Source organism: Saccharopolyspora erythraea, from assembly GCF_018141105.1.
Classification (GTDB): domain Bacteria; phylum Actinomycetota; class Actinomycetes; order Mycobacteriales; family Pseudonocardiaceae; genus Saccharopolyspora_D; species Saccharopolyspora_D erythraea_A.
This window is the reverse complement of record NZ_CP054839.1, coordinates 6942402-6966079: the sequence shown is the minus strand read 5'-3', so window position 1 is coordinate 6966079 and position 23678 is coordinate 6942402. Positions and strand designations below refer to the sequence as shown.

General features: G+C 72.1%; 20 protein-coding genes. 14 read left to right on the top strand and 6 right to left on the bottom strand.

Annotated features, from left to right (window positions below; translation table 11 throughout):
• Position 1: 1 nt before the first annotated feature.
• The 5 genes from HUO13_RS31105 to hrpA all read left to right on the top strand — a co-directional run bounded on the left by HUO13_RS31105 (position 2) and on the right by hrpA (position 8000).
• On the top strand, positions 2-784 hold the full coding sequence (locus HUO13_RS31105; protein ID WP_211898487.1) for an enoyl-CoA hydratase/isomerase family protein: 783 nt from the start codon (positions 2-4) through the stop codon (positions 782-784).
• A 47-nt stretch (positions 785-831) separates the two neighbouring features.
• Complete coding sequence (locus tag HUO13_RS31100) at positions 832-1815, top strand: class I SAM-dependent methyltransferase (RefSeq protein WP_211898486.1); 984 nt, start codon at positions 832-834, stop codon at positions 1813-1815.
• Positions 1816-1905: 90 nt separating this feature from the next.
• Positions 1906-3063: a THUMP-like domain-containing protein gene (locus HUO13_RS31095; RefSeq protein WP_211898485.1), complete on the top strand. Its 1158-nt coding sequence runs from the start codon at positions 1906-1908 to the stop codon at positions 3061-3063.
• Between the two features lie 195 nt (positions 3064-3258).
• Positions 3259-3915 carry an acyltransferase gene (locus HUO13_RS31090; protein WP_211898484.1) on the top strand — a complete coding sequence of 219 codons (657 nt, stop codon included), beginning with the start codon at positions 3259-3261 and terminating at the stop codon, positions 3913-3915.
• A 143-nt stretch (positions 3916-4058) separates the two neighbouring features.
• Positions 4059-8000 (top strand): ATP-dependent RNA helicase HrpA, encoded by a 3942-nt coding sequence (gene hrpA, locus HUO13_RS31085; protein WP_211898483.1) that lies wholly within the window; start codon positions 4059-4061, stop codon positions 7998-8000.
• A 37-nt stretch (positions 8001-8037) separates the two neighbouring features.
• Here hrpA and HUO13_RS31080 read toward each other — a convergent pair whose 3' ends face one another.
• Entirely contained in the window at positions 8038-8556 is a 519-nt protein-coding gene (locus HUO13_RS31080; RefSeq protein WP_282975136.1) for a phenolic acid decarboxylase, read from the bottom strand.
• A gap of 78 nt (positions 8557-8634) precedes the next feature.
• On the opposite strand from HUO13_RS31080, the gene HUO13_RS31075 reads away from it, so the two are divergent.
• A complete protein-coding gene (locus tag HUO13_RS31075) occupies positions 8635-9066 on the top strand; it encodes a MarR family winged helix-turn-helix transcriptional regulator (protein WP_249124203.1) in 432 nt (143 codons plus the stop codon).
• A gap of 16 nt (positions 9067-9082) precedes the next feature.
• Here HUO13_RS31075 and HUO13_RS31070 read toward each other — a convergent pair whose 3' ends face one another.
• From HUO13_RS31070 to HUO13_RS31060, 3 genes are all read right to left on the bottom strand, one after another.
• Positions 9083-10342, bottom strand: a complete 1260-nt coding sequence (locus HUO13_RS31070) for a glycosyltransferase family 4 protein (RefSeq protein WP_211898481.1) — start codon at positions 10340-10342, stop codon at positions 9083-9085.
• A 206-nt stretch (positions 10343-10548) separates the two neighbouring features.
• A complete protein-coding gene (locus HUO13_RS31065; protein WP_211898480.1) occupies positions 10549-12042 on the bottom strand; it encodes a 1,4-alpha-glucan branching protein domain-containing protein in 1494 nt (497 codons plus the stop codon).
• Entirely contained in the window at positions 12039-12884 is an 846-nt protein-coding gene (locus HUO13_RS31060) for a DegV family protein (protein ID WP_211898479.1), read from the bottom strand. Before HUO13_RS31060 ends, HUO13_RS31065 begins: the two co-directional genes overlap by 4 nt.
• Before the next feature lie 285 nt (positions 12885-13169).
• Between HUO13_RS31060 and HUO13_RS31055 the strand changes: the two genes are divergently transcribed.
• Positions 13170-13952, top strand: coding sequence for an electron transfer flavoprotein subunit beta/FixA family protein (locus HUO13_RS31055; RefSeq protein WP_211898478.1), 783 nt, complete (start codon positions 13170-13172; stop codon positions 13950-13952).
• Between the two features lie 34 nt (positions 13953-13986).
• Positions 13987-14946, top strand: a complete 960-nt coding sequence (locus tag HUO13_RS31050) for an electron transfer flavoprotein subunit alpha/FixB family protein (RefSeq protein ID WP_211898477.1) — start codon at positions 13987-13989, stop codon at positions 14944-14946.
• A 103-nt stretch (positions 14947-15049) separates the two neighbouring features.
• Here HUO13_RS31050 and rnhA read toward each other — a convergent pair whose 3' ends face one another.
• On the bottom strand, positions 15050-15517 hold the full coding sequence (gene rnhA, locus HUO13_RS31045) for a ribonuclease HI (RefSeq protein WP_211898476.1): 468 nt from the start codon (positions 15515-15517) through the stop codon (positions 15050-15052).
• 50 nt (positions 15518-15567) lie between these two features.
• Between rnhA and HUO13_RS31040 the strand changes: the two genes are divergently transcribed.
• Positions 15568-16752 (top strand): nucleotide disphospho-sugar-binding domain-containing protein, encoded by a 1185-nt coding sequence (locus tag HUO13_RS31040; protein WP_211898475.1) that lies wholly within the window; start codon positions 15568-15570, stop codon positions 16750-16752.
• A gap of 34 nt (positions 16753-16786) precedes the next feature.
• On the opposite strand, the gene HUO13_RS31035 is transcribed toward HUO13_RS31040, so the two are convergent.
• On the bottom strand, positions 16787-17479 hold the full coding sequence (locus HUO13_RS31035; RefSeq protein ID WP_249124202.1) for a LysE family translocator: 693 nt from the start codon (positions 17477-17479) through the stop codon (positions 16787-16789).
• A gap of 73 nt (positions 17480-17552) precedes the next feature.
• Between HUO13_RS31035 and HUO13_RS31030 the strand changes: the two genes are divergently transcribed.
• The 5 genes from HUO13_RS31030 (at position 17553) to HUO13_RS31010 (ending at position 23678) form a co-directional block, all read left to right on the top strand.
• Positions 17553-18335 carry a GNAT family N-acetyltransferase gene (locus tag HUO13_RS31030; protein WP_211898474.1) on the top strand — a complete coding sequence of 261 codons (783 nt, stop codon included), beginning with the start codon at positions 17553-17555 and terminating at the stop codon, positions 18333-18335.
• Entirely contained in the window at positions 18332-19168 is an 837-nt protein-coding gene (locus HUO13_RS31025; protein ID WP_249124201.1) for a lysophospholipid acyltransferase family protein, read from the top strand. Before HUO13_RS31030 ends, HUO13_RS31025 begins: the two co-directional genes overlap by 4 nt.
• Before the next feature lie 579 nt (positions 19169-19747).
• A complete protein-coding gene (locus HUO13_RS31020) occupies positions 19748-20893 on the top strand; it encodes an MFS transporter (protein WP_211903284.1) in 1146 nt (381 codons plus the stop codon).
• Between the two features lie 116 nt (positions 20894-21009).
• Positions 21010-22380 (top strand): MFS transporter, encoded by a 1371-nt coding sequence (locus HUO13_RS31015; protein ID WP_211898473.1) that lies wholly within the window; start codon positions 21010-21012, stop codon positions 22378-22380.
• A gap of 65 nt (positions 22381-22445) precedes the next feature.
• Complete coding sequence (locus HUO13_RS31010) at positions 22446-23678, top strand: cysteine desulfurase family protein (protein WP_211898472.1); 1233 nt, start codon at positions 22446-22448, stop codon at positions 23676-23678.

Genomic DNA, 23678 nt, shown 5'->3' with positions numbered 1-23678 from the left:
CGTGGGCGAGTTCGTCAGGCTTGAGGTTGACGGTGCGATCGGCACGATCCGGCTGGATCGGCCGCCGATGAACGCGCTGAACAGGCAGATCGAGCGGGAACTGCACGATGTCGCGATCGAGGCCGCCGAGCGCGACGACGTCCGCGCCGTGATCGTCTACGGCGGCGAGAAGGTCTTCGCGGCGGGCGCCGACATCAAGGAGATGGCCGAGATGTCCTACGGGGACATGGCGGCCAAGGAGCAGCGCGGCCTGTCGGCGGCGATGAGCGCGGTCGCGGCGATCCCGAAGCCGACGGTGGCCGCGCTGACCGGCTACGCCCTCGGCGGCGGGTTCGAGCTGGCCCTGACCTGCGACCGCCGCATCGCCGGCGACAACGTCAAGGTCGGCCAGCCCGAGATCCTGCTCGGCGTGATCCCCGGCGCAGGCGGCACCCAGCGGCTGGCCCGGCTCGTCGGTCCCAGCAAGGCCAAGGACATCGTCTACTCCGGACGGTTCGTCGAGGCCCGGGAGGCGCTGGAGCTGGGCATGGTCGACGAGGTCGTCGCGCCCGACGACGTCTACGCGGCGGCCCGGCGCTGGGCCGAGCAGTTCGCCAACGGCGCCGCGCGAGCCCTGGCCGCGGCCAAGGCCGCCATCGACGGCGGTCTCGACGTCGACCTCGACAGCGGGCTGAAGCTGGAGACGCACCTGTTCGCGGGCACGTTCGCCACCGAGGACCAGAAGATCGGGATGCGCTCGTTCGTCGAGAACGGTCCCGGCAAGGCGAAGTTCACCGGCAAGTAGCAGCCGATCCCACGGCAATCCGCCCACCACCGACAGGAACCACCGACGTGACGACCGACCGTGACCCGGCGCCGAACCCGCACGCCACCGCAGAGCAGGTGCAGGCGGCCTACGCGGACCCCAAGCTCGCCAACGTGCTCTACCACGACTGGGAAGCGGGCACCTACGACGAGAAGTGGTCCATCTCCTACGACGAGCGCTGCATCGACTACGCGGTGGACCGGTTCCGGGTCGCCACCGGCGGCACCGGCCGCTACGGGCGGGCTCTGGAGCTGGGTTGCGGCACCGGGTTCTTCCTGCTGAACCTGATGCAGGGCGGGCTCATCGAGCGCGGTTCGGTCACCGACCTGTCGCCGGGCATGGTCGAGGTCGCGTTGCGCAACGCGAAGTCGCTGGACCTCGAGGTGGACGGCCGGGTCACCGACGCCGAGACGATCCCCTACGACGACGACACCTTCGACCTTGTCGTCGGCCACGCCGTGCTGCACCACATCCCGGACGTGCCCGCCGCGATGCGGGAGGTGCTGCGGGTGCTCAAGCCCGGCGGCCGGTTCGTCTTCGCGGGCGACCCGACGAAGGTGGGCGACTACTACGCCCGCAGGCTCGGCCGCCTGACCTGGTGGCTGACCACCAACGTCACCAAGCTCGGGCCGCTGTCGCAGTGGCGCCGCCCGCAGGAGGAGCTCGACGAGTCCTCCCGGGCGGCTGCGCTGGAGGCCGTCGTCGACCTGCACACCTTCGAGCCGTCGAAGCTGGAGGGCATGGCGCTGGGCGCGGGCGCGGTCGACGTCCGCGCGGTGACCGAGGAGCTGTCGGCGGCGCTGTTCGGCTGGCCGGTGCGCACGTTCGAGGCGGCGGTGCCCAAGGAGCGGCTGGGCTTCGGCTGGGGCATGTTCGCCTACCGGACCTGGCAGAAGCTGGCGAAGTTCGACCAGGACGTGCTGTCGAAGGTCGTGCCGCGGGACCTGTTCTACAACGTGCTGGTCACCGGCCGGAAGCCGGACGGCACGGCGGGCAGGCCCGCGAGCTGAGCCGGGCGCGGCCTCCGGCATCCCGCGGGCGGCGGTCCAGTGCCGTGCGCGGATACTGGAGGCGACCGCGAACAGGGAGGAACGCCGCAGTTGGGGTACGACTTCGACCTCGATGACGTGGCGTTCCTGCGTTCCCAGGAGGGCGCGGGCGCGGTGGCCGAGCTGTCCCGGCTGCCGCTGACCGCCTCGTCGCGGCTGGCCGACGTGGCCGCCGCGCGCAAGCTGGTCGGGGCCCGCTTCGCCGCCGCCGCGCTGGAGACCGCGGTGCTGCGGCGCAAGGCAGGGTCCAAGCTGGACGACGCGGGCGGGTGGCTGTTCACCGCCGACGCCCTGCAGCAGGCGACGGCGAGCGAGGTGGCGCGGCACCGGGCGGCCCGCCTGGCCGGCCGGGACGTCCACGACGTGACCTGCTCGATCGGTGCCGACCTGCACGAGACCGCGAAGGTCGCCGCGCGCTGCGTCGGTTCCGACCTCGACCCGGTGCGGCTGGAGATGGCACGCCACAACCTCGGCGGGGCGGCGGCGATCGTGCGGGCCGACGCGCTGCGCCCGGTCACCACGGGGACCGCGGTCGTCGCGGACCCGGCTCGCCGGGACGACGCGGGCAGGCGGCGCTGGAACCCCGCCGACCTGGTCCCGCCGCTGGACGAGTTGCTGGCCGTCTACGCGGGACGCGACCTGGTGGTCAAGTGCGCGCCGGGGCTGGACTTCGAGCAGGTGCCGCAGGAGGCCGAGGCCGAGGTCGTGTCGCTGGCCGGCCAGGTCCGGGAGGCGGCGCTGTGGCTCGGCGGGCTCGCCGGTGGCGTCCGGCGCCGGGCGAGCGTGCTCAGCACGGGCGAGACCTTCACCGACGCCGAGTCCGACGACTGCCCCGTGCTGGAGGTCGGGCAGTGGATCGTCGATCCGGACGGTGCGGTCGTGCGGGCGGGGCTCGTGCGCCACTACGCCGCACGCCACGGGCTCGCGCAGCTCGACCGCCGCATCGCCTACCTGACCGGCGACACCCCGTCGCCCGGCATCCGGGCGTTCCGCGTGATCGACCACGGCCACTACAACGAGAAGGCCCTGCGCGCGCTGCTGCGCCGCCACGACGTCGGGCGTCTGGAGATCCTGGTGCGCGGGCTCGACGTCGACCCGGACGCCCTGCGCCGCAGGCTCAAGCTCAAGGGCGCGCAGGAGGCGACCGCGGTGCTGACCAGGATCGGCGACTCCCCGACGATGGTCCTCACCCGCGCGGAGCGGGTCTAGCGCGAGCGCTTACGTCGGCCGGTCTGGTCTGCGCGGACTGCGGCTACTTGCACCTGTCAGCCGGGGAGGTCAAGCCCAGGCTGTGGGCGGTCGCGGGCGGCTACCCCGAGGGAGCCGAGTAGTCGCTGCGCCCCCGCTCAGCCGTGGCAGGGGTCGCGCAGCGTGCGTGCGCACCGGTCTTTACGCTCGGTTTCCATGTGGTCATGGCTGCGCGCGCTGGTGCGTCGTGATCCGCGGCAGGCCAGGTTCCTGACCGCGGCATCGCTGCGCTGGGTGCTGCGCCACCGCGCGTTCACGCCCTGGTACCTGCTGCGCTACTGGCGGCTGCTGAAGCTGCGCGTCACCCAGCCGCACATCGTGCTGCGCGGCATGGTGTTCCTCGGCCGCGGCGTGGAGATCACCTGCAGCCCCGGGTTCGGCCGGATGGAGATCGGCCGCTGGGCGCACATCGGCGACGGCACCGCCCTGCGCTGCCACGAGGGTTCGATGCGCATCGGCGACAAGGTGGTCTTCGGCCGGGACAACACGGTCAACTGCTGGCTCGACGTGGAGATCGGCGCGTCGACGCTGGTCGCGGACTGGATATACGTGTGCGACTTCGACCACGTCACCGAGGACGTCGGCGTGCCGATCAAGGACCAGGGCATCGTCAAGACCCCCGTTCGCATCGGTCCCGACTGCTGGCTGGGGGCGAAGGTGACGGTGCTGCGCGGCACCCGCGTCGGCCGCGGATCGGTGCTTGGCGCCAACGCGGTGGTGCGCGGCGAGATCCCGGAGTACTCGATCGCCGTGGGGTCTCCGGCCCGCGTGGTGCGCAGGCGGGCGGGTGACGACGACCACGCCGGAGCGTGATCTCGGGAATGCCGCGACGCCCCGGCCGCGTTGGGCTGCCGGCGGCCGGGTCACGGCCCGGGCCGCCCGCTGACGCGGGGCGGTGTGAGGCGGGCGAAAAGCGGAGGCGGTCGCCGCGCCGGCGACTTTATCCTGGACGGAGTATGGGCACCTCATCTGTGGAATCACCGCTCGGCGCGCTGCGCGAGCGGCTGCCGGACCTGATGCTGCACGACCAGCGGCGGCTGCGCCGCCGCATCGAGGGCGCCCGCAAGATCCGCGACGCGCAGGCGCTGGAACCGGTCGTCGCCGAGATCTCCGCCGACCTCACCGCCGCCGAGCAGCGCGTCCAGCAGCGCCGCGGCGCGGTCCCGGAGATCCGCTACCCGCGGGAGCTGCCGGTCAGCCGGCGGCGGGACGACCTGCTGGAGGCGATCCGCGACAACCAGGTCGTGATCGTGGCCGGCGAGACCGGTTCGGGCAAGACGACGCAGATCCCCAAGATGTGCCTGGAACTCGGGCGGGGCGTGCAGGGCGTGATCGGCCACACCCAGCCGCGGCGGCTGGCCGCGCGCACGGTGGCGGAGCGGGTCGCCGAGGAGCTGGGCACCGAGCTGGGCGAGGCCATCGGCTACCAGGTCCGCTTCACCGACCGCGCCGGGTCGAACACGCTCGTCAAGCTGATGACCGACGGCATCCTGCTGGCCGAGATCCAGCAGGACCGGCTGCTGCGCCGCTACGACACGCTGATCATCGACGAGGCGCACGAGCGCAGCCTCAACATCGACTTCATCCTCGGCTACCTCAAGCAGCTCCTGCCGCGCCGCCCCGACCTGAAGGTGATCATCACCTCCGCGACGATCGACCCGGAGCGCTTCTCACGGCACTTCGAGGACGCCCCGGTGGTCGAGGTGTCCGGGCGCACCTACCCGGTGGAGGTGCGGTACCGGCCCCTGGTCGACGACTCCGGGGAGGAGGACGTCGAGCGCGACCAGGTCCAGGCGATCTGCGACGCGGTCGACGAGCTGGCCGTCGAAGGCCCCGGCGACGTCCTGGTCTTCCTCAGCGGTGAGCGGGAGATCCGCGACACCGCCGAGGCGTTGCAGCAGCAGAACCTGCGCAACACCGAGATCCTGCCGCTGTACGCGCGGTTGTCGGCCGCCGAGCAGCACCGGGTGTTCCAGCGGCACGCGGGCAGGCGGATCGTGCTGGCCACCAACGTCGCCGAGACCTCGCTGACGGTGCCGGGCATCAAGTACGTCATCGACCCGGGCACCGCGCGCATCTCCCGCTACAGCTTCCGCACCAAGGTGCAGCGGCTGCCGATCGAACCGGTTTCGCAGGCCTCGGCGAACCAGCGCAAGGGCCGCTGCGGCCGGGTGTCGGAGGGCATCTGCATCCGGCTGTACTCCGAGCAGGACTTCGAGTCGCGGCCGGAGTTCACCGACCCGGAGATCCTGCGCACCAACCTCGCCTCGGTCATCCTGCAGATGACCTCGCTGGGCCTCGGCGACATCGCGTCGTTCCCGTTCATCGAGCCGCCGGACCGCAGGCAGGTCACCGACGGCGTCAACCTGCTGCACGAGCTCGGCGCCATCGACCCGGCGCAGAAGGACGTGCACAAGCGGCTGACCTCCACCGGCCGCAAGCTCGCGCAGCTGCCTGTCGACCCCCGGCTGGCGCGCATGGTGCTGGAGGCCGAACGCAACGGCTGCGTGCGCGAGACGCTGGTCATCGCCGCCGCGCTGTCCATCCAGGACCCCCGCGAGCGGCCGGCCGACAAGCAGCAGGCGGCGGGGGAGAAGCACGCGCGCTTCGCCGACAAGGAGTCGGACTTCCTGTCCTACCTGAACCTGTGGCAGTACCTGCGGGAGCAGCAGCAGGAGCTGTCCGGCAACCAGTTCCGCAAGCTGTGCAAGGCGGAGTTCCTCAACTACCTGCGGGTGCGGGAGTGGCAGGACCTCTACGCGCAGCTGCGGCAGATGACCAAGTCCATGGGCATCACGCCGAACAGCCATCCCGCCGACCCCGCCCACATCCACCAGTCGCTGCTGGCGGGCCTGCTGTCGCACATCGGGCTCAAGGACACCGACAAGAAGCAGGGTCCGCAGAATCGGGGCGGTGGCAACGAGTACCTGGGCGCGCGCAACGCGAAGTTCGCAGTGTTCCCGGGTTCGGCGCTGTTCAAGAAGCCGCCGCGGTGGGTGATGGCCGCCGAGCTGGTGGAGACCTCGCGGCTGTGGGCGCGCATCGCCGCCCGCGTCGAGCCGGAGTGGATCGAGAAGCTCGCGCAGCACCTGGTCAAGCGCAGCTACAGCGAGCCGCACTGGGAGAAGGACCGGGCCGCGGTCGTGGCCTGCGAGACGGTCACGCTCTACGGCGTGCCGCTGGTGGCCGGCCGCAAGGTCCAGTACGGGCGCATCGAGCCGGAGCTGTCGCGGGAGCTGTTCATCCGGCACGCACTGGTCGAGGGCGACTGGAACACCAGGCACGAGTTCTTCCACGCCAACCGCGCGCTGCTGGAGGAGGTCGAGGACCTCGAGGAGCGGGCGCGGCGGCGCGACATCCTCGTCGACGACCAGACCCTGTTCGACTTCTACGACCAGCGGGTCGGCGCGGAGGTCGTCTCCGGGGCGCACTTCGACTCGTGGTGGAAGAAGACCCGCCGCGAGCAGCCCGACCTGCTCAACTTCGAGAAGTCGATGCTGATCAACCAGGAGTCGGCGGCGGTCAGCGACCGCGACTACCCCGACGCCTGGCAGCAGGGCGGCCACCACCTGCCGCTTTCCTACCAGTTCGAGCCCGGTGCCGACGCCGACGGCGTCACCGTGCACATCCCGCTGCAGGTGCTCAACCAGATCGACCCGGAGGGCTTCGACCGCCAGATCCCCGGCATGCGGGAGGAACTGGTCACCGCGCTGATCAAGTCGCTGCCGAAGCAGCTGCGCCGCAACTTCGTCCCCGTCCCCGACCACGCCCGCGCGGCGCTGGCCCGGATGGATCCCGGCGCCGATCTGCTGGAGTCCCTGGAGCAGGAGCTGCGGCGGATGACCGGCGTCACGGTACCGCGCGAGTCCTGGGACTTCGACCGGATTCCCGACCACCTGCGGATGACCTTCCGTGTCGTCGACGGCAAGGGCCGCAAGCTCGCCGAGTCCAAGGACCTCGGCGCGCTCAAGCAGCGCCTGAAGCCGAAGGTGCGGGCCGAGATCTCCAAGGCGGCCGACGAGGTCGAGAAGTCCGGTCTGCGCGAGTGGGACTTCGGCGAGCTGCCGCGGACCTTCCAGACGCAGCGATCCGGGCACGCGGTCAAGGCGTACCCGGCGCTGGTCGACGAGGGCGAGAGCGTCGCGGTGCGCATCTTCGACACCGAGGAGGAGCAGCGCGAGGCGCACTGGCGGGGAACCCGGCGGTTGCTGCTGCTCAACCTGCCCTCGCCGCTGAAGTCCATCCAGCGCGGCATGGGCGGCGCCACCCGGCTGGTGTTCGGCGCGAGCCCGCACGGCGACGTGGCCGGTGTCCTCGACGACTGCCTGAAGTGCGCGGTGGACAAGCTGGTCGCCGACCACGGCGGTCCGGTCTGGGACCAGGCGTCGTTCACGACGCTGCTGGGCAAGGTGCGCTCCCAGCTCGGCAGCGCCACCGCCGACACGGTGTCCAAGGTGGAGCGGGTGCTGACGGCCCGCCAGCAGGTCGACGCCCTGCTGGCCGACCGCACGCGCCACATCCCGGCGGAGTCGATGGCCGACATCGCCGACCAGCTTTCCGGCCTGCTGCAACCGGGTTTCGTGACCGGCACGGGGTGGACGCGGCTGCTCGACGTGGTGCGCTACCTCAAGGCCGTCGAGCAGCGGGTGGACAAGCTCCAGTTCCACCCGCAGCGCGACCAGGACTGGATGTATCAGGTGTTCGAGGTGCAGGACCGCTACCGGGACCTGCTCGACGAGGTGCCGGCGGGACGGCCGGTGCCCGAGGAGCTGCGGCAGGTCGGATGGATGATCGAGGAGCTGCGCGTGAGCCTGTTCGCCCAGACCCTCGGCACCCCGCACCCCGTTTCGGTCAAGCGCGTCCACCGCGCGATGGACAAGGCGCGGAAGAAGAGCTGACGCCCGGTCTGTTGCCGAGGGCGCGATCGGCTTCGCGTCAGTTGACGCGGTCGGCGTAGCCCTCGGGCAGGTCGGCGGGGCCGACGGCGATCACGGACTCGTCGTCGGGGCCGCGGTCCTCCAGGAACGTGATGTCGGCGAACTCCGGCACGACGTGGACCGGGTAGGTCGGGCCTGCCTCGCGGTAGGCGGCCATCCGCGCCAGGTGGTCGTTCTGGAAGCAGACCGTGCGCTCGGGGTGTTCGTGCACCCAGCGCGGGAAGAAGATCACGCCGTGCAGCCGGCGGCTGCCGGGCAGCACGGTGACGCTCACCGAGGTGCCGGTGGGCTCGTTCCAGGACACCTTGTAGACGTCGTCACCGAGGCGGACCAGATCGACCTGCTGGTCGCGGACCCAGCGCCCGCCGACCATGCCGCTGTGGATCCGGTAGTCGATCGTGCCGGCGTTCTTCACGTACATCTCGTACCGCCAGCCGTTGGCGTAGGTGTAGATGAAGTGCTTGCCGACGATGCCCCGCAGCTCGTCCTGGCCGGCCGGGGTCGCGATGGTGGTCACGTGCGCACCTCCTCGCACAATTAGTTTTGCAACAAAATAACTTTGGCACAAAACTACTTCGATTGGCAAGATGGCCTGGTGGACACCGCCGCCGACCTCGGCCGCCTGCTCGGCCCGCTGCGCAGGGCGCTGCTGCGCTCGACCCGCGCCGCGGAGGAACTGCCCGACCTGCCCGAAGCGCAGATCGAAGTGCTGCGGGTACTGGCCGCCGAAGGGCCGCTGGGCACCAGCGCCGTCGCCGAGCGGTTGCGGATCTCGCCGTCGACGGTCAGCAACCTCGTGCGTTCGATGATGTCGGCGGGCCTGGTGCAGCGCCGCCGCTCGGAGTCGGACCTGCGGGCGGTGGGCCTGTCGGCCACACCAGAGGCGCTGGACCTTCTGGAGCGCTACGACCAGGCGAGCCGGGAGATCCTGCGGACGGCGATGGACCGGCTCGGCGCCGATGACCGGGCCAGGCTCGCCGACGCCGTCCCGGCGCTGGAGAACCTGGTGTCCAACCTCAGCCGCTGAACGCGGCCCGAGCGCGCTACTCGTCGCGTCCCAGGACGTTGCCGGTGGCGATCTTCGGGCGGGGCAGCTCCCGGTGCTCGCCGCGGCGCGCGCCCGCGTAGACGGCGGCGGTGCCCTCCGCGATGCGTTCCCAGTCGAAGTCGCTGCTCAGCCGGGCCTTGGCCGCCTCGGCGCGGTGCTCGGCCGCCTCCGGGTCGCAAAGCACCCGGTCGACCGCGTCGGCGAGGCCGGCCACGTCCCCCGGTGCGAACGCCAGCCCGGTACTCCCGTCGAGCACGATCTCGCCGAGGCCGCCCGCGGTGGAGGCGACCAGCGGCGCGCTCGCCGCAGCGGCTTCCAGGGCGACGATGCCGAACGGCTCGTAGCGGCTGGGCAGCACCACCGCGTCCGCGGCCGCCAGCAGGGAGGCCAGCTCGGTGTCGGGCAGGTGCCCGGTGAAGCGCGCGGCATCGGAGACGCCGTGCTCGGCGGCCTGCTCGAGGAGCCAGTCCTGGTGCGTCCCGCAGCCCGCGATCGCCACGGTCGTGCCGGGGTGGCGCTCCCGGATCGAGGGCAGCGCGGCGAGCAGGTCCTGGACGCCCTTCTCCCACTCCAGTCTGCCGAAGTAGAGCAGCAGCGGTGCGCCGTCGCGCCCGTGCGAGCGCCGCGCCGCGGCGACGTCGTCGGCGCGGACCTGCCAGGTCCGCGTCTCGATGCCGTTGTGCAGCACCGTGATCGACGCCTGATCGACGTCGAACAGCTCGGCCGCCTCGGCCCGCATCGCCGCCGAGCAGGTGATCAGCTTGTCCGCCCGGTTCGCCAGCCACCACTCGACCGAGTGGATCTGCTGGCTGTGGATCTGCGACAGCCAGCCGCTGTGCCGTCCCGCCTCGGTGGCGTGGATGGTGGCGACCAGCGGCACCTCGGCGGCGTCGGCCAGCGCGATGGCCGGGTGGGTGACCAGCCAGTCGTGGGCGTGCACGACGTCCGGCCGCCAGCCGCGCAGCAGGCGGTGGCCCGCGCGGACCATCGCGTGGCCCATCGCCAGCGTCCAGGCGACGAGGTCGCGTTCGAAGGTCAGGTGCGGCGGGTCCTCGGCGACCCGCACCAGCCGGACGCCGTCGACGACGGTGTCGCAGGCGGGGTGCGTCTCGGGGTCGGTCCCGGCGGGCTGGCGGCACAGCACGACGACGTCGTGGCCCTGCCCGGCCAGGGTGCGGGCCAGCGCGTGGACATGGCGGCCGAGCCCGCCGACCACGACCGGCGGGTATTCCCAGGACAGCATCAGCACGCGCATACGAGGCGAATCCTTCCAAAGACCCCCAGCGAGGTTACCGCCCGGTACGGTACGGCGCGGCACTTGCGCGGAGCCAGCAGGTGCCAGTGGATCTCCGCGGGCCGCGCTGGCATGCCAACGGCCCAGGTGGGCATGGCTTCGGAGATCAACAGAGTCGGTGCCCGAGGATTTGGCCGGCAGGCCACGGTCGTGCCCGTGGCCGGGGCTCAGCGGGGCAGCAGCCGGGCGTCGAGGTGGCCGAACACGCCGTCGCGCCCGCGCAGCTCGCGGGCCAGCGCGTCGGCTTCGGCGTACCGGCCCGACTCCAGCAGGTCGAGCAGCCGATGGGCGCGCGAGCCGTGGTCGTGGGCGCGCTCGCGGGCGTAGCCCGCGCCCGCGTCGTGGGTGACCATGAACGCCCAGTCGCTGGCCAGCGCGAGCACGGTCTCGCGCAGGAGCTGGTCGAGGACGTGGTCGCGCGCGGCGCCCGCCCGTGGTGCCCGGCGCAGCACGCGTTCCTGGAGGCGCTGGTTCGCGGCGGCGATGTCGGCGACCGGCTCACCTGCCCACACCCGCCAGTCGCCGCCGACGCCCCACGAGGTCTCCGGCAGCTCGACCGGTTCGCCGAGGTGGCCGACGGCCAGCGCGCCGCGCAGCGTCGTCACCCGGACACCGGCATCGGGCAGCGTGCGCAGCACCCGTTCCAGCCAGCGGGGCCCCTCGAACCACCAGTGCCCGAACAGCTCGGTGTCGAAGGCCGCGACCACGAGTCCCGGGCGGCCGGCGCGTTCGCGGTGCTCCTCCAGCCGCTGCCGCACGGCGGCCACGAAGTCGTCGGCGTGCTCGTCGGCCACCGCCGCCGCCGGGCCGAGCGCATAGGGCTGCTTGTCCTCCGGCGCGACGTCCTTGCCGGTGATGCGCGACGGCTTGAGGCCCACGGCGTGGTCGAAGGTGTGGAAGTCGCGATAGGCCGGGTGCGAGGGGTAGCCGCCGTCGGACCACACCAGGTCGCTGATCGACACGTCCCGACCGAAGCACACGATGTCGGTGCAGCCGACGGTGTGCGCGGCGGAGACGTCGTCCAGCGCGCTGCCGTCGACCAGGAAGCGCCGCACTCCCGTCGTGGCGTACTCGCGCTCCACGCCCGGGCCGTAGGCGCACTCCGGAGCCCAGATGCCCTCCGGCGCGCTGCCCAGCCGCAGCCGGGTGTCGGCCAGCCCGAGCCGGAGCGCGAACTCGCGCATCCGCGGGTCGAGCAGCGGCTGGAACGGGTGCGTGGCGGGCCCGCCGATCAGCTCGACCACGCCCGTGTCGACCAGCGGCCGCAGCACCGGCGAAGCGCCGTGGCGCCACCGCAGCTCGAACTCCTCCAGCGCTCGCGAGGCGGCGCGGCACTCGGTGGCGGCCAGCTCGTCGCCCGAGCCGCGCCAGCGCGCCGCGGCCTCCTCGGCGCGCAGCCGCCAGTTGCCGAGCCAGTGGTGGAAGCCGCGCAGGCAGTGCGGGTCGTCGAGCTGCGCGGCCAGCACCGGGGTGAGACCGAAGGTCAGCACGTCGCGGTGGCCCTCGGCGGCCAGCCGCTCCAGCATCCCCGCCACGGGCAGGTAGGAGGCGGCCCACGCCTGGTAGAGCCACTCCTCGCCGACCGGCCACCTGCCGTGCCCGGCTAGCCATGGCAGGTGGCTGTGCAGGACCAGGGCGAAGTCGCCCACCGGTTCGTTCACGTCGCGGGCGAGACGGTCACGCCGAGCGCGCCGGGACCGGCGTGCGCGCCCAGCACCGCGCTGGTCTCCTCCAGCGTGATCCGCCGGGCCTGCGGCAGCGCGTCGCGCAGGCCGTGCAGCAGCTTCTCCGCCCGCTCGGCGAACTGGAAGTGCTCGACCCCGATGTCGACCGAACCGCCGCCGGCCTTCTGGATGGCGTGGCCGAGCGCCTTCCTGAGCGCGCGGTCGGGACCGAGCGCCTTGCCGAGCTGGTCTATCACGCCGTCCTTGAGCTGCAGGACGGGCTTGATCGACAGCGTCTGGCCGAGCCACGCCTGCGCCCGCCCGATCCGGCCGCCGCGCTGGAGGTACTCCAGGGTGTCGACGTAGAGCAGCTGCGTCGTGGTGCGAAGGCGCTGGTCGAGCACGCCCATCACGCCCTGCATGGTGGCCCCGGCCCTGGCCGCCTCGGCGGCGGCGATGACCGGGAAGCCCAGGCCGAGCCCGACCAGCCGCGAGTCGACGACGTAGACCGGGATGCCGATCTCGGCGGCGGCCTTGCGCGCGGAGGCGCAGGTCTGGGACAGGCCCTCGGAGATGTGGATGGAGATGATCGCCTCGGCGCCCGCCGCGGCGGCGTCCATGTAGTTCCAGAAGAACGCCGGAGCCGGCGGCTCGGAGGTGGCCACCGGCACGCCGGAGCGCATGGCCTCGGCCATCTCGGGATGTGGAACGCGGCGCTCGTCGTTGTACTCCTCGCCGACCTTCAGCTCGAGCTGGACGATCGAGATGCCGAGCTGCTCGGCGACTTTGAGCGGGATCGAGGCGGTGGAGTCCGTCACGATGGCGACGCGTTGGCTCATGCCGGTCAGGCTACTAACCGGTATTGCCATTTCATACCGGCCCTGCTGAAGGTCGTCCGGGGCGGTTCGCGGCCGGACCGGCGCTCCCGCGCGCCCGGAGGTGAGTACTGTCACGCACGTACCCCGGTTGCGCTGGGGCTACCGGCCGGTAACATCGGCCGTGGTTGGCGTCACTGTGCTATTGCCGTACTCACGTGGCAAGGTCAACCATCCCGGTGATAAGCCGGGAGGGAACAAGCTTTCCAACGTCAGAGCCGTCAGTCCGCAGGAGGTCGAAGAGGACCCATGAACATCGTCGTCCTGGTCAAGCAGGTGCCCGACACGTGGTCCGAGCGCAAGCTCACGGACTCGGACCACACTCTCGACCGCGAGTCGGCGGACGCTGTGCTGGATGAGATCAACGAGCGTGCCGTCGAGGAGGCCTTGCTGATCAAGGAGGCCCAGGGCGGTGAGGTGACGGTCGTGGCGATGGGCCCGGACCGCACCACCGACGCCATCCGCAAGGCGTTGTCGATGGGCGCGGACAAGGCGATCCACCTCTCCGACGAGGCGCTGCACGGCTCGGATGCGGTGCAGACCGCCCGGGCGCTGGCCAAGGTCGTGGGCACCGTGGAGTCGGTCGACCTGGTCATCGCGGGTAACGAGGCCACCGACGGCCGCACCGGCGCGGTGCCGGCGATGCTGGCCGAGGTGCTGGGCCTGCCGCAGCTGACCTACGCCCGCAAGGTCGAGACCGACGGCTCGACGATCAAGGTCGAGCGGGAGACCGACGCCGGCATCGTGCACGTCGAGGCGAGCCTGCCCGCGGTGGTCTCCGTGACCGAGAAGATCAACGAGCCGCGGTACCCCTCGTTCAAGGGCATCATGGCGGCCAAGAAGAAGCCGGTGACCGTGCTGTCGCTGGCCGACGCCGGGATTGAGGCGTCCGAGGTCGGTTTGGCCAACGCCGGTTCGAAGGTCGTGGAGTCCGCGCCGAAGCCGCCGAAGCAGGCCGGTCAGCGCGTGACCGACGAGGGCGAGGGCGGCGTGCAGATCGTCGAGTTCCTGGCCGGTCAGAAGCTGGTCTGAGAAGTCCCCACTGGTTTCGCGAGGAGAAGTCGTTATGTCTGAGGTCCTGGTCCTCGTCGACCACGTGGACGGCGAGGTCAAGAAGGTCACGCTGGAGCTGTTGACCGCGGCGCGCCGCATCGGCGAGCCGTCGGCGGTGGTCGTGGGCGAGCCGGGTACGACCGGCAAGCTCAAGGACGCGCTGGCTTCCTACGGCGCGGCGAAGGTGTATGCGGCGGAGTCGGCCGAGGCCGCCCAGTTCCTGGTGACCCCGCAGGTGGACGTGCTGGCCAAGCTGGTCGGCGAGGTGTCGCCGGCGGCGGTGCTGGTACCGGCGTCGGTGGACGGCAAGGAGGTCGCCGGCCGGCTGGCGGTGCGCCTGGGTTCGGGTCTGCTGTCGGAGGTCGTGGACCTGGACGGCGAGGGTGTGGGTTCGCACTCGCTGTTCGGTGGCACCTACGACGCCAAGGCCAAGGTCGTCACGGGCACCCCGGTGATCACGGTGCTGCCGGGTGCGGTCGAGGCCGAGCAGGCCGAGGGCGCGGCGGCCGAGCAGGCCGTGGAGGTCCCCGCGGTGGATGCCGGCAAGAACGCCAAGATCACCGGTACGCAGCCGGTGGAGGCCGGTGACCGTCCCGAGCTGACCGAGGCGAGCGTGGTGGTCTCCGGTGGTCGTGGTGTCGGCTCCGCCGAGTCGTTCGACGTGGTGGAGAAGCTGGCCGACTCGCTGGGTGCGGCCGTGGGTGCCTCGCGTGCGGCGGTGGACTCCGGCTACTACCCGCACCAGTTCCAGGTCGGCCAGACCGGCAAGACCGTCTCGCCGCAGCTCTACATCGCCCTCGGTATCTCCGGTGCCATCCAGCACCGCGCCGGCATGCAGACCTCGAAGACGATCGTCGCGGTGAACAAGGACGCCGAGGCGCCGATCTTCGAGATCGCCGACTTCGGTGTCGTGGGTGACCTGTTCAAGGTCGCCCCGCAGCTCACCGAGGAGATCAGCAAGCGCAAGGGCTGATCGCGCAGTCGCGGAAGAGGCCGTGGGTCCGCCGGGCCCACGGCCTCTTCCGCGACTCAGGCTTCCTGGCGGGCCTCGTAGTGGCCCACGGCCGCTCGACGCCTCAGGGCTTCTTCGCCTCGTCGCGGCCCTTGCAGGCGAGCTTGTCGGCGCGCTCGTTCTCCGGGTGCCCGGCGTGGCCCTTGACCCACTCCCACGTGATCTCGCCGTGCCTGCCGCACTCCTGGTCCAGCCTGCGCCACAGGTCGGCGTTCTTGACCGGTTGCTTGGCCGAGGTCAGCCAGCCGTTGCGCTTCCAGCCGCGCATCCACTCGGTGATCCCCTTGAGCACGTAGGTGCTGTCGGTGTGGATCCGCACCAGCGGCACCGGGCGCGTCAGCGCGGCCAGGCCCTCGATGACGGCGGTCAGCTCCATCTTGTTGTTGGTGGTGGCGGCCTCGCTGCCGTACATCTCGCGTTCGTGGTTCCCATAGCGCAGCACGACGCCCCAGCCGCCCGGGCCGGGGTTGCCGCTGCACGCGCCGTCGGTGTAGAGGTCAACGGCGTTCTGGGCGGAGCTGTGCTGCGTCATGCCGCAAAATCTACTGCGCCAGATCTGAGCCTTCTGCCAAGCTCCCCGCTGTGCGAATTCTCTTCACGTCCGCGCCTGGTTACGGGCTGATGCTGCCCGTCGTCCCGCTGATCTGGGCGGCCAGGGCGGCCGGTCACGAGGTGCTGCTCGCAACCGCGTCGGAGATGACCGACGTGGGCGCGCGGGCGGGCCTGCCGGTGGTCGACGTGTTCCCGGACCGCGACGTCTGGCAGGAGCTGATGCGCGGCGTCGTCGGCGACGACCGCGCCGGGCTCTCCGCGGAGTACGCCAGGGCCGCCGAGTCGGGCAACCCGTTCGGCCTGTTCACCCTCACCATGACCGAGGGGACGATCGAGGCGGGCCGGGCGTTCGGCGCGGACCTGGTCGTGTTCACCTCCGACCACGCCGCGGGACGGATCACCGCGCAGGCGCTCGGGGTTCCCGGTCTGGAGGTGGGCAACCGCGTCTCCTGGTCGCTGCGCGACACCGAATTCCGCGAGAACCACAACTCCTTCGACGGCGAGCTGGAGCGCAGCGTCATGCGCGAGCTGGGCGTCGCCGACGGCGATCCGCGACTGGTCGCCCGCATCGACCCCCGGCCGGCGAGCATGGGCGGTCTCAAGGCCGACGAGCCGGACTCGCGCGACGGTGTCCCGTGGTGGCCGATGCGGTTCGTGCCGTTCAACGGTGGCGCGGTGCTCCCGGCCTGGGCGATGCGGGCCCCGCAGCGGCCGAGGGTGTGCGTGACCCTTGGGAGGGTCGTGCCGGCGATCAGCGGGACGACCAACCTCGAGATGGTGGTCGAGGCGCTCGGCGGGATGGACCTCGACGTCGTGCTCGCGGCCGGCACCGCGGACCTGACGGCGTTGGGGACGCTGCCGGAGAACGTGCGCTCGGTGGGCTTCCTGCCGCTGTCGGCGTTCCTGCCGTCGTGCTCGCTGATCGTCCACCACGGGGGCTCGGGCACCACCGCCGCACCGCTGCACTACGGCGTGCCGCAACTGGTCCTGCCCGCCTTCGCCGACAACCCGCTGTCGGCGAAGCGGGTCGCCGATCGCGGCGTGGGGTTGTCGCTCGATCCGGCGACCGCGGACGTCGCGACGGTGCGGGAGATGGTGCGCCGCCTGCTCGATGAGCCCGGGTTCTCCTCGGCGGCGGCCGAGGTCGCCGAGGAGATGGCCGGGCAGCCGAGCCCGTCCGAGGTCGTGGAACGGGTGGCGGCCGCACTGAGTTGAGTGCGCGTGGCGAGCCGCCGCCGGGCCCGGCGCGTCAGCGGGCCGGGTCGTCGACCGCGAGGCGGACGGCCAGCCCCGCGTAGACGGCGGCCGAGATCCGGTCCAGCCACCGCCGCACGCCGCGGCGGCTGACCAGCACGTCCGAAAGGCGGCCGGACGCGAAGCCGGCCAGCCCGTCCACGGTGAGCCCGACCGCGATGAAAGTCGCGCCCAGCACCATGAACTGCACCGGCACCGGCCACCCGGAGCCGGGCGTGACGAACTGCGGGAAGAACGCCAGGAAGAACAGGATCACCTTGGGGTTGGCCAGGTTCGTCAGCACCGCCATCCCGAAGACCCGCCGCAGCGAGCGCGCGGGCACCGCGTCTCCGGTCGTCCCGTGGTCGGAGCCCGGCGACCGCAACGCGTCGAACGCGAGGTAGGCCAGGAACACCACGCCGAAGATCCGCACCAGCTCCAGCATCACCGGAGCCGCCTGGAGCAGGGCGCTGAGCCCGAGCGCGGCGGCGGTGGTGTGCACCGCCAGCCCCGTGGACATCCCGACCGCCGCGACGACTCCCGCCCGCGCCCCGGACGCGATGCCGTTGGCCATGATGAAGAACATGTCGGGGCCGGGCACGATGCTGATGATCGCCGCCGCCCCCATGAACGTGACCAGAACTGCCAGGTCCACCTGCGTCTCCCGTGGCTCGAAGATCATCCCGCTGAGCTGCGAAACACCGGTCATTAACCGAAAATTCCTGCTTCGTGTCATCCTCCGGCCTTCTGGACGTTCGCCGCGCGGGGATACACCTGGCAGCATGTCCGAGTCGCAAGTGCTTGTCAGCACCGCGCCCACGGGGACGGCCGCTTCGGCCGACGTCGCCCACTACTCGCTGCTCGTAGCCCGCGACACCGACGAGGTGCGGGCCGCGCAGCGCCTGCGCTACCAGGTGTTCGCCGAGGAGATGGGCGCCACCGTCACCGGGGACCGGCCCGGCGTCGACAGCGACGCCTTCGACGACTTCTGCGATCACCTGATCGTCCGTGACGACCGCACCGGCGAGATCGTCGGCACCTACCGGATGCTGCCGCCGGAACGCGCGCAGGCCGCCGGGAAGCTCTATTCGGAGACCGAGTTCGACCTTTCCGCGCTGCACGCGCTGCGCCCCGCCCTGGTCGAGACCGGCCGTTCCTGCGTGCACCGCGACCACCGCAGCGGAGCCGTGGTGAGCCTGGTCTGGGCGGGCATCGCCCGCTACATGCTGCTGTACGGGCACTCCTGGCTGGCCGGCTGCGCCTCGGTGCCGCTGGAGGACGGCGGGCCGTTGGCCGCGCGGGTGTGGGACGAGGTGTCGGCCAAGCACTTCGCGCCGGAGGAGTACCGGGTCCACCCGTACCAGCCGTGGAACCCGGAGCCGGTCAAGCGCACCGGCCGCGGTCCGCTGCCGCCGCTGCTGAAGGGCTACCTCCGGCTCGGCGCGTGGGTCTGCGGCAGGCCCGCGCACGACCCGGACTTCGGGGTCGCCGACTTCTTCGTGCTGCTCGACCTCAAGGCCGTCGACCAGCGCTACCTGCGGTTCTTCCTGGGCGCGGCGGCATGACGCACCCGTGGATGCCGACCTCGCCGTGCGGGCCGGGCTGCCTACCGCAGCGGCCTAGCAGGGTCGCGGCGCCGCGCGTCGCGCTGCGACTCGGCCGCGCGCTGTGCGTGCTGGTGGGCGGAATCGGCATCGCGGTGGTCATCGCCGTGCTCCCCGGCCCCGCCAGGCGGCGGCTGCTCCGGGAGTGGTTCCGCGCGCTGCTGCGGGCTTTCGGCGTCCGGCTCGTCGTGCGCGGCGAGCACGGCGCGGGCGGTGCGCTGGTGGTCAGCAACCACGTGTCGTGGCTCGACGTGGTGGCCATGCAGGCGGTGTGCCCGATGCGGCTGCTGGCCAAGACCGAGGTGCGGACGTGGCCGGTGATCGGCCCGCTTGCCGGCCGGGCGGGCACCCTCTACATCGACCGCGACCGGCTCGCGACGCTGCCCGACGCGGTGCGGACCATCGCGGGCGCGCTGCGCGGCGGCGCGGTCGTCGGTGCCTTCCCCGAAGGCACCACGTGGTGCGGGCGGTCCTCCGGCGCCTACCGGCCCGCGGTGTTCCAGGCGGCGGTCGACGCCGGGGCGCCGGTGCGGCCGATGGCGTTGCGCTTCCACACCGCCGACGGTGAGCCGACCACGGCGGCGGCCTTCGTCGGGGAGGCCACCCTGCTGGAGTCCGTGCTGGCGGTGGCGCGCTTCCGCGGTCTGGTGATCGAGCTGTCGCTGCTGCCGGAACTGGACGCCGCGCGGATCACCGACCGCCGGGAACTGGCGCGCCTGGCCGAAACCTCCGTCGCGGACGCGACGACAGCGTCGACTCCGCCTGCCCCGGTCGCCGAGCCGATCGCGGCCTGAGATCCACACCGGACACCCACTCCGGCCCGCGGTCGCGGTCAGCGACCGCGGGCCGAATACGTTGTGGCGCAACGTCGTCGTGCTCGTCCGCTACTCCCGCATCAGCGAGTTCCACCGTCTCAACCCCTGGTCGGCGAAGAGCGAGTGCGGCAGTTCCTGGAGCGCGCCGTGGGACGCCCGCTGGTTCCCTTTCCGTGCGATCGCTCGCAGCACTCGCCACCACGACTCGGCGGGGAGCAACGCCTAGAGTCCGCGCCACCGCCGGTCCGGCGCCATTGCGCCGCGTCCGCCGGATCGGGGCGGATCGAACCGTTGACATGCCGGTGACCGCCGCCTACGTTTGCCGCAATTCGCTCTCGTAACAAGTGTTCGCAGTGCGAACAATGGTGAAGGGAAGTGCGATGGCAACACCGGATTGCGGCGACGGCCGCGCGACGAGGCCGCACGCCCGCCGCGCCGCGCTGGCGGCCGGCATCGGCGCGCTGGTGGACTGGTACGACTTCTTCCTCTACGGGATGATGGGCGCGCTGGTGTTCAAACCGGCTCTTCTTCCCCGAGTTCTCCTCCGCGGCGGGCACGCTGGCCGCGTTCGCCACCTTCGCGATCGGGTTCCTGTTCCGCCCGCTCGGCAGCGTCGTGTTCGGCCACTTCGGTGACAAGCTGGGCCGCAAGGCGATGCTCGTACTGACGCTGCTGCTGATGGGCACGGCCAGCACCCTGATCGGAGTGCTGCCGACCTACGGGTCCGCGGGCATCGCGGCGCCCGTCCTGCTCGTCGTCCTGCGTGCGGTGCAGGGGTTCGCCGTGGGCGGCGAGTGGGGTGGTGCGGCGCTGATGGCCGTCGAGCACGCGCCCGACGGCAAGAAGGGCCTGTACGGCAGCTGGGTGCAGGTTGGTGCTTCGGGTGGGCTCCTGCTGGCGAGCGGTCTCTACTCGCTGTCGGCCGCGCTGACCACACCCGAGCAGTTCATGGCGTGGGGCTGGCGGATTCCGTTCCTGGCCAGCGCCGTCGTCGTGGCCATCGGGTTCGTGGTGCGCAGCAAGGTCGAGGAGACGCCGGTGTTCGAGGAGGCCAGGTGCCGCGGCGACGAGCCGAAGATGCCGCTTCTGGCCGCGATCCGGGACAACCCGCGCGGGTTCGTGCTGATCTTCCTGATGCGGCTGGCCGAACTGGTCAGCTTCTACGTCGTCACCACGTTCGCCCTGTCCTACGCCACGACACACCTCGGTGTCGCCGAATCGGTCATGCTCACCGGCAACACCCTGGTCGCCGCGCTCGGGATCGTGGTGATCCCGCTGGCGGCGGCGCTGTCGGACCGGATCGGCAGGCGCCGGGTCTTCCTCGGCGGCGCGGCGGCCGGCGTCGTGCTGTCGGTGCCGCTGTTCTGGGGCATGCAGTCCGCGGTTCCCGCGCTGATCTGGCTCGCCGCCATCGGCGTGATCAACCTGTGCCACGACCCGGTGGTCAGCGTGCAACAACCGCTGTTCACCGAGATGTTCGGCGCCCGCTTCCGCTACAGCGGCGCGGGCGTGGGGTACCAGGTCGCGGGTGCGCTCGGCGGCGGGTTCACGCCGCTGGTCGCGGGGGTGCTGGTGAACGCCAGCGGCGGCGGCTGGACGCTGGTGGCCCTCTTCCTCGCGCTGTCCTGCGGCGCCTCGCTGGTCGCGGGCCTGATGATGGCCAAGGACGCGCCGGCGCGCGAGCCGGTGGTGAGCGCGGCCTGAGATCCGCACCCCCCGCGACCGCCGACGGTGGTCGCGGGCCGGGTGCGTTGCGTCATGCGGATGACTCGCCACGAACCGCTGGACTTCCACCGGGGTGGAGGTTGCAGGCTCGCCGGGTGAGCACCGAGACGAGAGCGAAGACCAGCGCCCTGTGGGCACCCGAACGCCGCAACTTCACGATCGGCCTGATCCTGATCATCACGCTCGCCGCGTTCGAGGCGATGGGGCTGGGCACGGCTCTGCCGACGATCGTCACCGAGCTCGACGGGCACCGCTACTACTCCTGGCCCTTCACGGTGTTCATGGCCGCCAGCGCCATCGGGACGGTGCTCGGCGGCCGCCTCGCCGACCGCCGGGGCCCGGCCGTCCCGCTGCTGCTGGCGCTGCCCACCTTCGCGCTCGGGCTGGTCGTGGCCGGTGTCGCGCAGGACATGCCGACGCTGCTGGTCGCCCGCGTGCTGCAGGGTCTCGGAGGCGGGACGCAGATCGTCGCGCTGTACGTGATGATCGCCCGCGCCTATCCCGAGGAGCACCGGCCGAAGGCGTTCGGGGCGATCTCCTCGGCGTGGGTGGTCCCGGCGCTGGTCGGGCCCGCGATCGCCGGGTTCCTCACCGAGTACCTGAGCTGGCGCTGGGTCTTCCTGGGCCTGGCGCCGCTGGTGCTGCTCGGCGCGGTGCTCCTCGCGCCGACGGTCCGCCGCTTCGGGGCCGGCGCGGAGGAGGGCACCGCGCCCAGGCGGAAGGGGCTGCCGCTGGCCGCGTTCGGTGCGTCGGCGGGCGTGGTCGCGCTGACCTGGTCGGCGCAGAACCCGTCGCTGTTCTCGCTCGTCCTCGGCGTGGCGGCGGTCGTCGCGCTCGGAACGTCGATCCGCGTGCTGGTGCCCGCCGGGACACTGCTCGCGCGGCCGGGGCTGCCGGTGATGGTGCTCGCGCGGGGGCTGATGGCCGGGGTCTTCTTCACCGCGCAGGCGTTCGTGCCGCTGACGCTGTCGGCGGTGCACCACTACTCGCCGACGATGGCGGGCGTGCCGCTGACCGTCGGTTCGCTCGGCTGGTCGGTCGGCGCCCTGTGGCAGGGCGGGCAGCGCGCCCTGAGCCGGGAGGCGGTGGTGGCCACCGGGCTGGTGCTGGTGGGCGCCGGAGTGGCCGGACTCACGCTGATCGCCCCGGAGTGGGGACCGCACTGGCTGGTCTTCGGGCTGTGGTTCGTCGCGGGCTCGGGCATGGGGCTGGGCATGGCGAGCACCTCGGTGCGGGTGCTGGAGCTGTCGCCCGCCGACGAGCGCGGGTTCAACTCCTCGGCGCTGCAGCTCTCCGACATGCTCGGCCAGGCCGCGATGGTGGGGCTCGGCGGTGTTCTGGTGACCTCGCTCGCCGCCTCGGGGTCCCCGGCGGCCGGGGTCGTCCCGCTGGATCTGCTGCTCACGGCCGCCGCGTGCTGCGCCGCGCCGCTGGTCCTGCGCTCGCGGCGGGAACAAATGGCCTGACCAGCGCGTTCCGCTTGCGGACCACGGCAGGCACGGCCATCCGGCTGCATTACCCTGGAACGGCGATGACTTACCTTGACCACGCTGCCACCACTCCGATGCGGCCGGAGGCGGTCGCGGTGATGAGCGAGGCGTTGGCCCGGCTGGGCAACGCCTCCTCCCTGCACACTTCGGGCAGGCGGGCGCGGCGCGCGGTCGAGGAGTCCCGGGAGGCGCTGGCCGCCGCGCTGGGCGCGCGGCCGTCGGAGGTGCTGTTCACCGCGGGCGGCACCGAGAGCGACAACCTCGCGGTCAAGGGCATCTTCTGGGCCCGTAGGGCCGCCGACCCGGCCCGCCGCCGCATCCTGGCCTCCACCGTCGAGCACCACGCCGTGCTCGACGCCGTGGAGTGGCTGGCCGAGCACGAGGCGGCCGAGGTGACCTGGCTGGAGGTCGACTCCCTGGGGCGGGTGCGGCCCGAGACGCTGGAGGCGGCGCTGCGCGCGACGCCCGGCGAGGTCGCCCTGGTCACGGTGATGTGGGCCAACAACGAGGTGGGCACGGTCAACGACATGGCCGAGCTGGCCGCGGTGGCCGACCGCCACGGTGTGCCGCTGCACACCGACGCGGTGCAGGCGGTCGAGACGCTGCCGGTGGACTTCGCGGCCTCCGGCGTCTCGGCGCTGACGATGACCGGGCACAAGGTCGGTGGCCCCTACGGCGTCGGCGCGCTGCTGCTGTCCCGCGAGGTCGCCTGCACGCCGCTGCTGCACGGCGGCGGCCAGGAGCGCGAGGTGCGCTCCGGCACCCTCGACGTGCCCGCGGTGCTGGGGTTCGCGAGCGCGGTGCGGGAGGCCGTCGACGGCAGGACCTCGCACGTGCCGGAGCTGACCGCGCTGCGCGACGACCTGGTCCGCGGTGTCCGCGAGGTGGTGCCGGACGCCGTGCTCAACGGCGACCCCGGTGACGGTGCGATCGGCGGCGGGCCGTCGCGGCTGCCGGGCAACGCGCACTTCACCTTCCCCGGCTGCGAGGGCGACAGCCTGCTGATGCTGCTAGACGCCAAGGGCATCGAGTGCTCCACCGGCTCGGCCTGCACCGCGGGCGTCGCCGAACCCAGCCACGTGCTGCTGGCGATGGGTGCCGAGCCGAAGGCGGCGCGGGGTTCGCTGCGGTTCTCCCTCGGCCACGACTCCACGGTGGCCGACGTCAAGGCGCTGACCGAGGCGATCGGGCCGGTGGTGCAACGAGCGCGCGGCGCCGGTACGGCCGGGCTGCGCAGGACTTCGGTGCGGGCGTCCGCGCCGACGGAGGTGTGA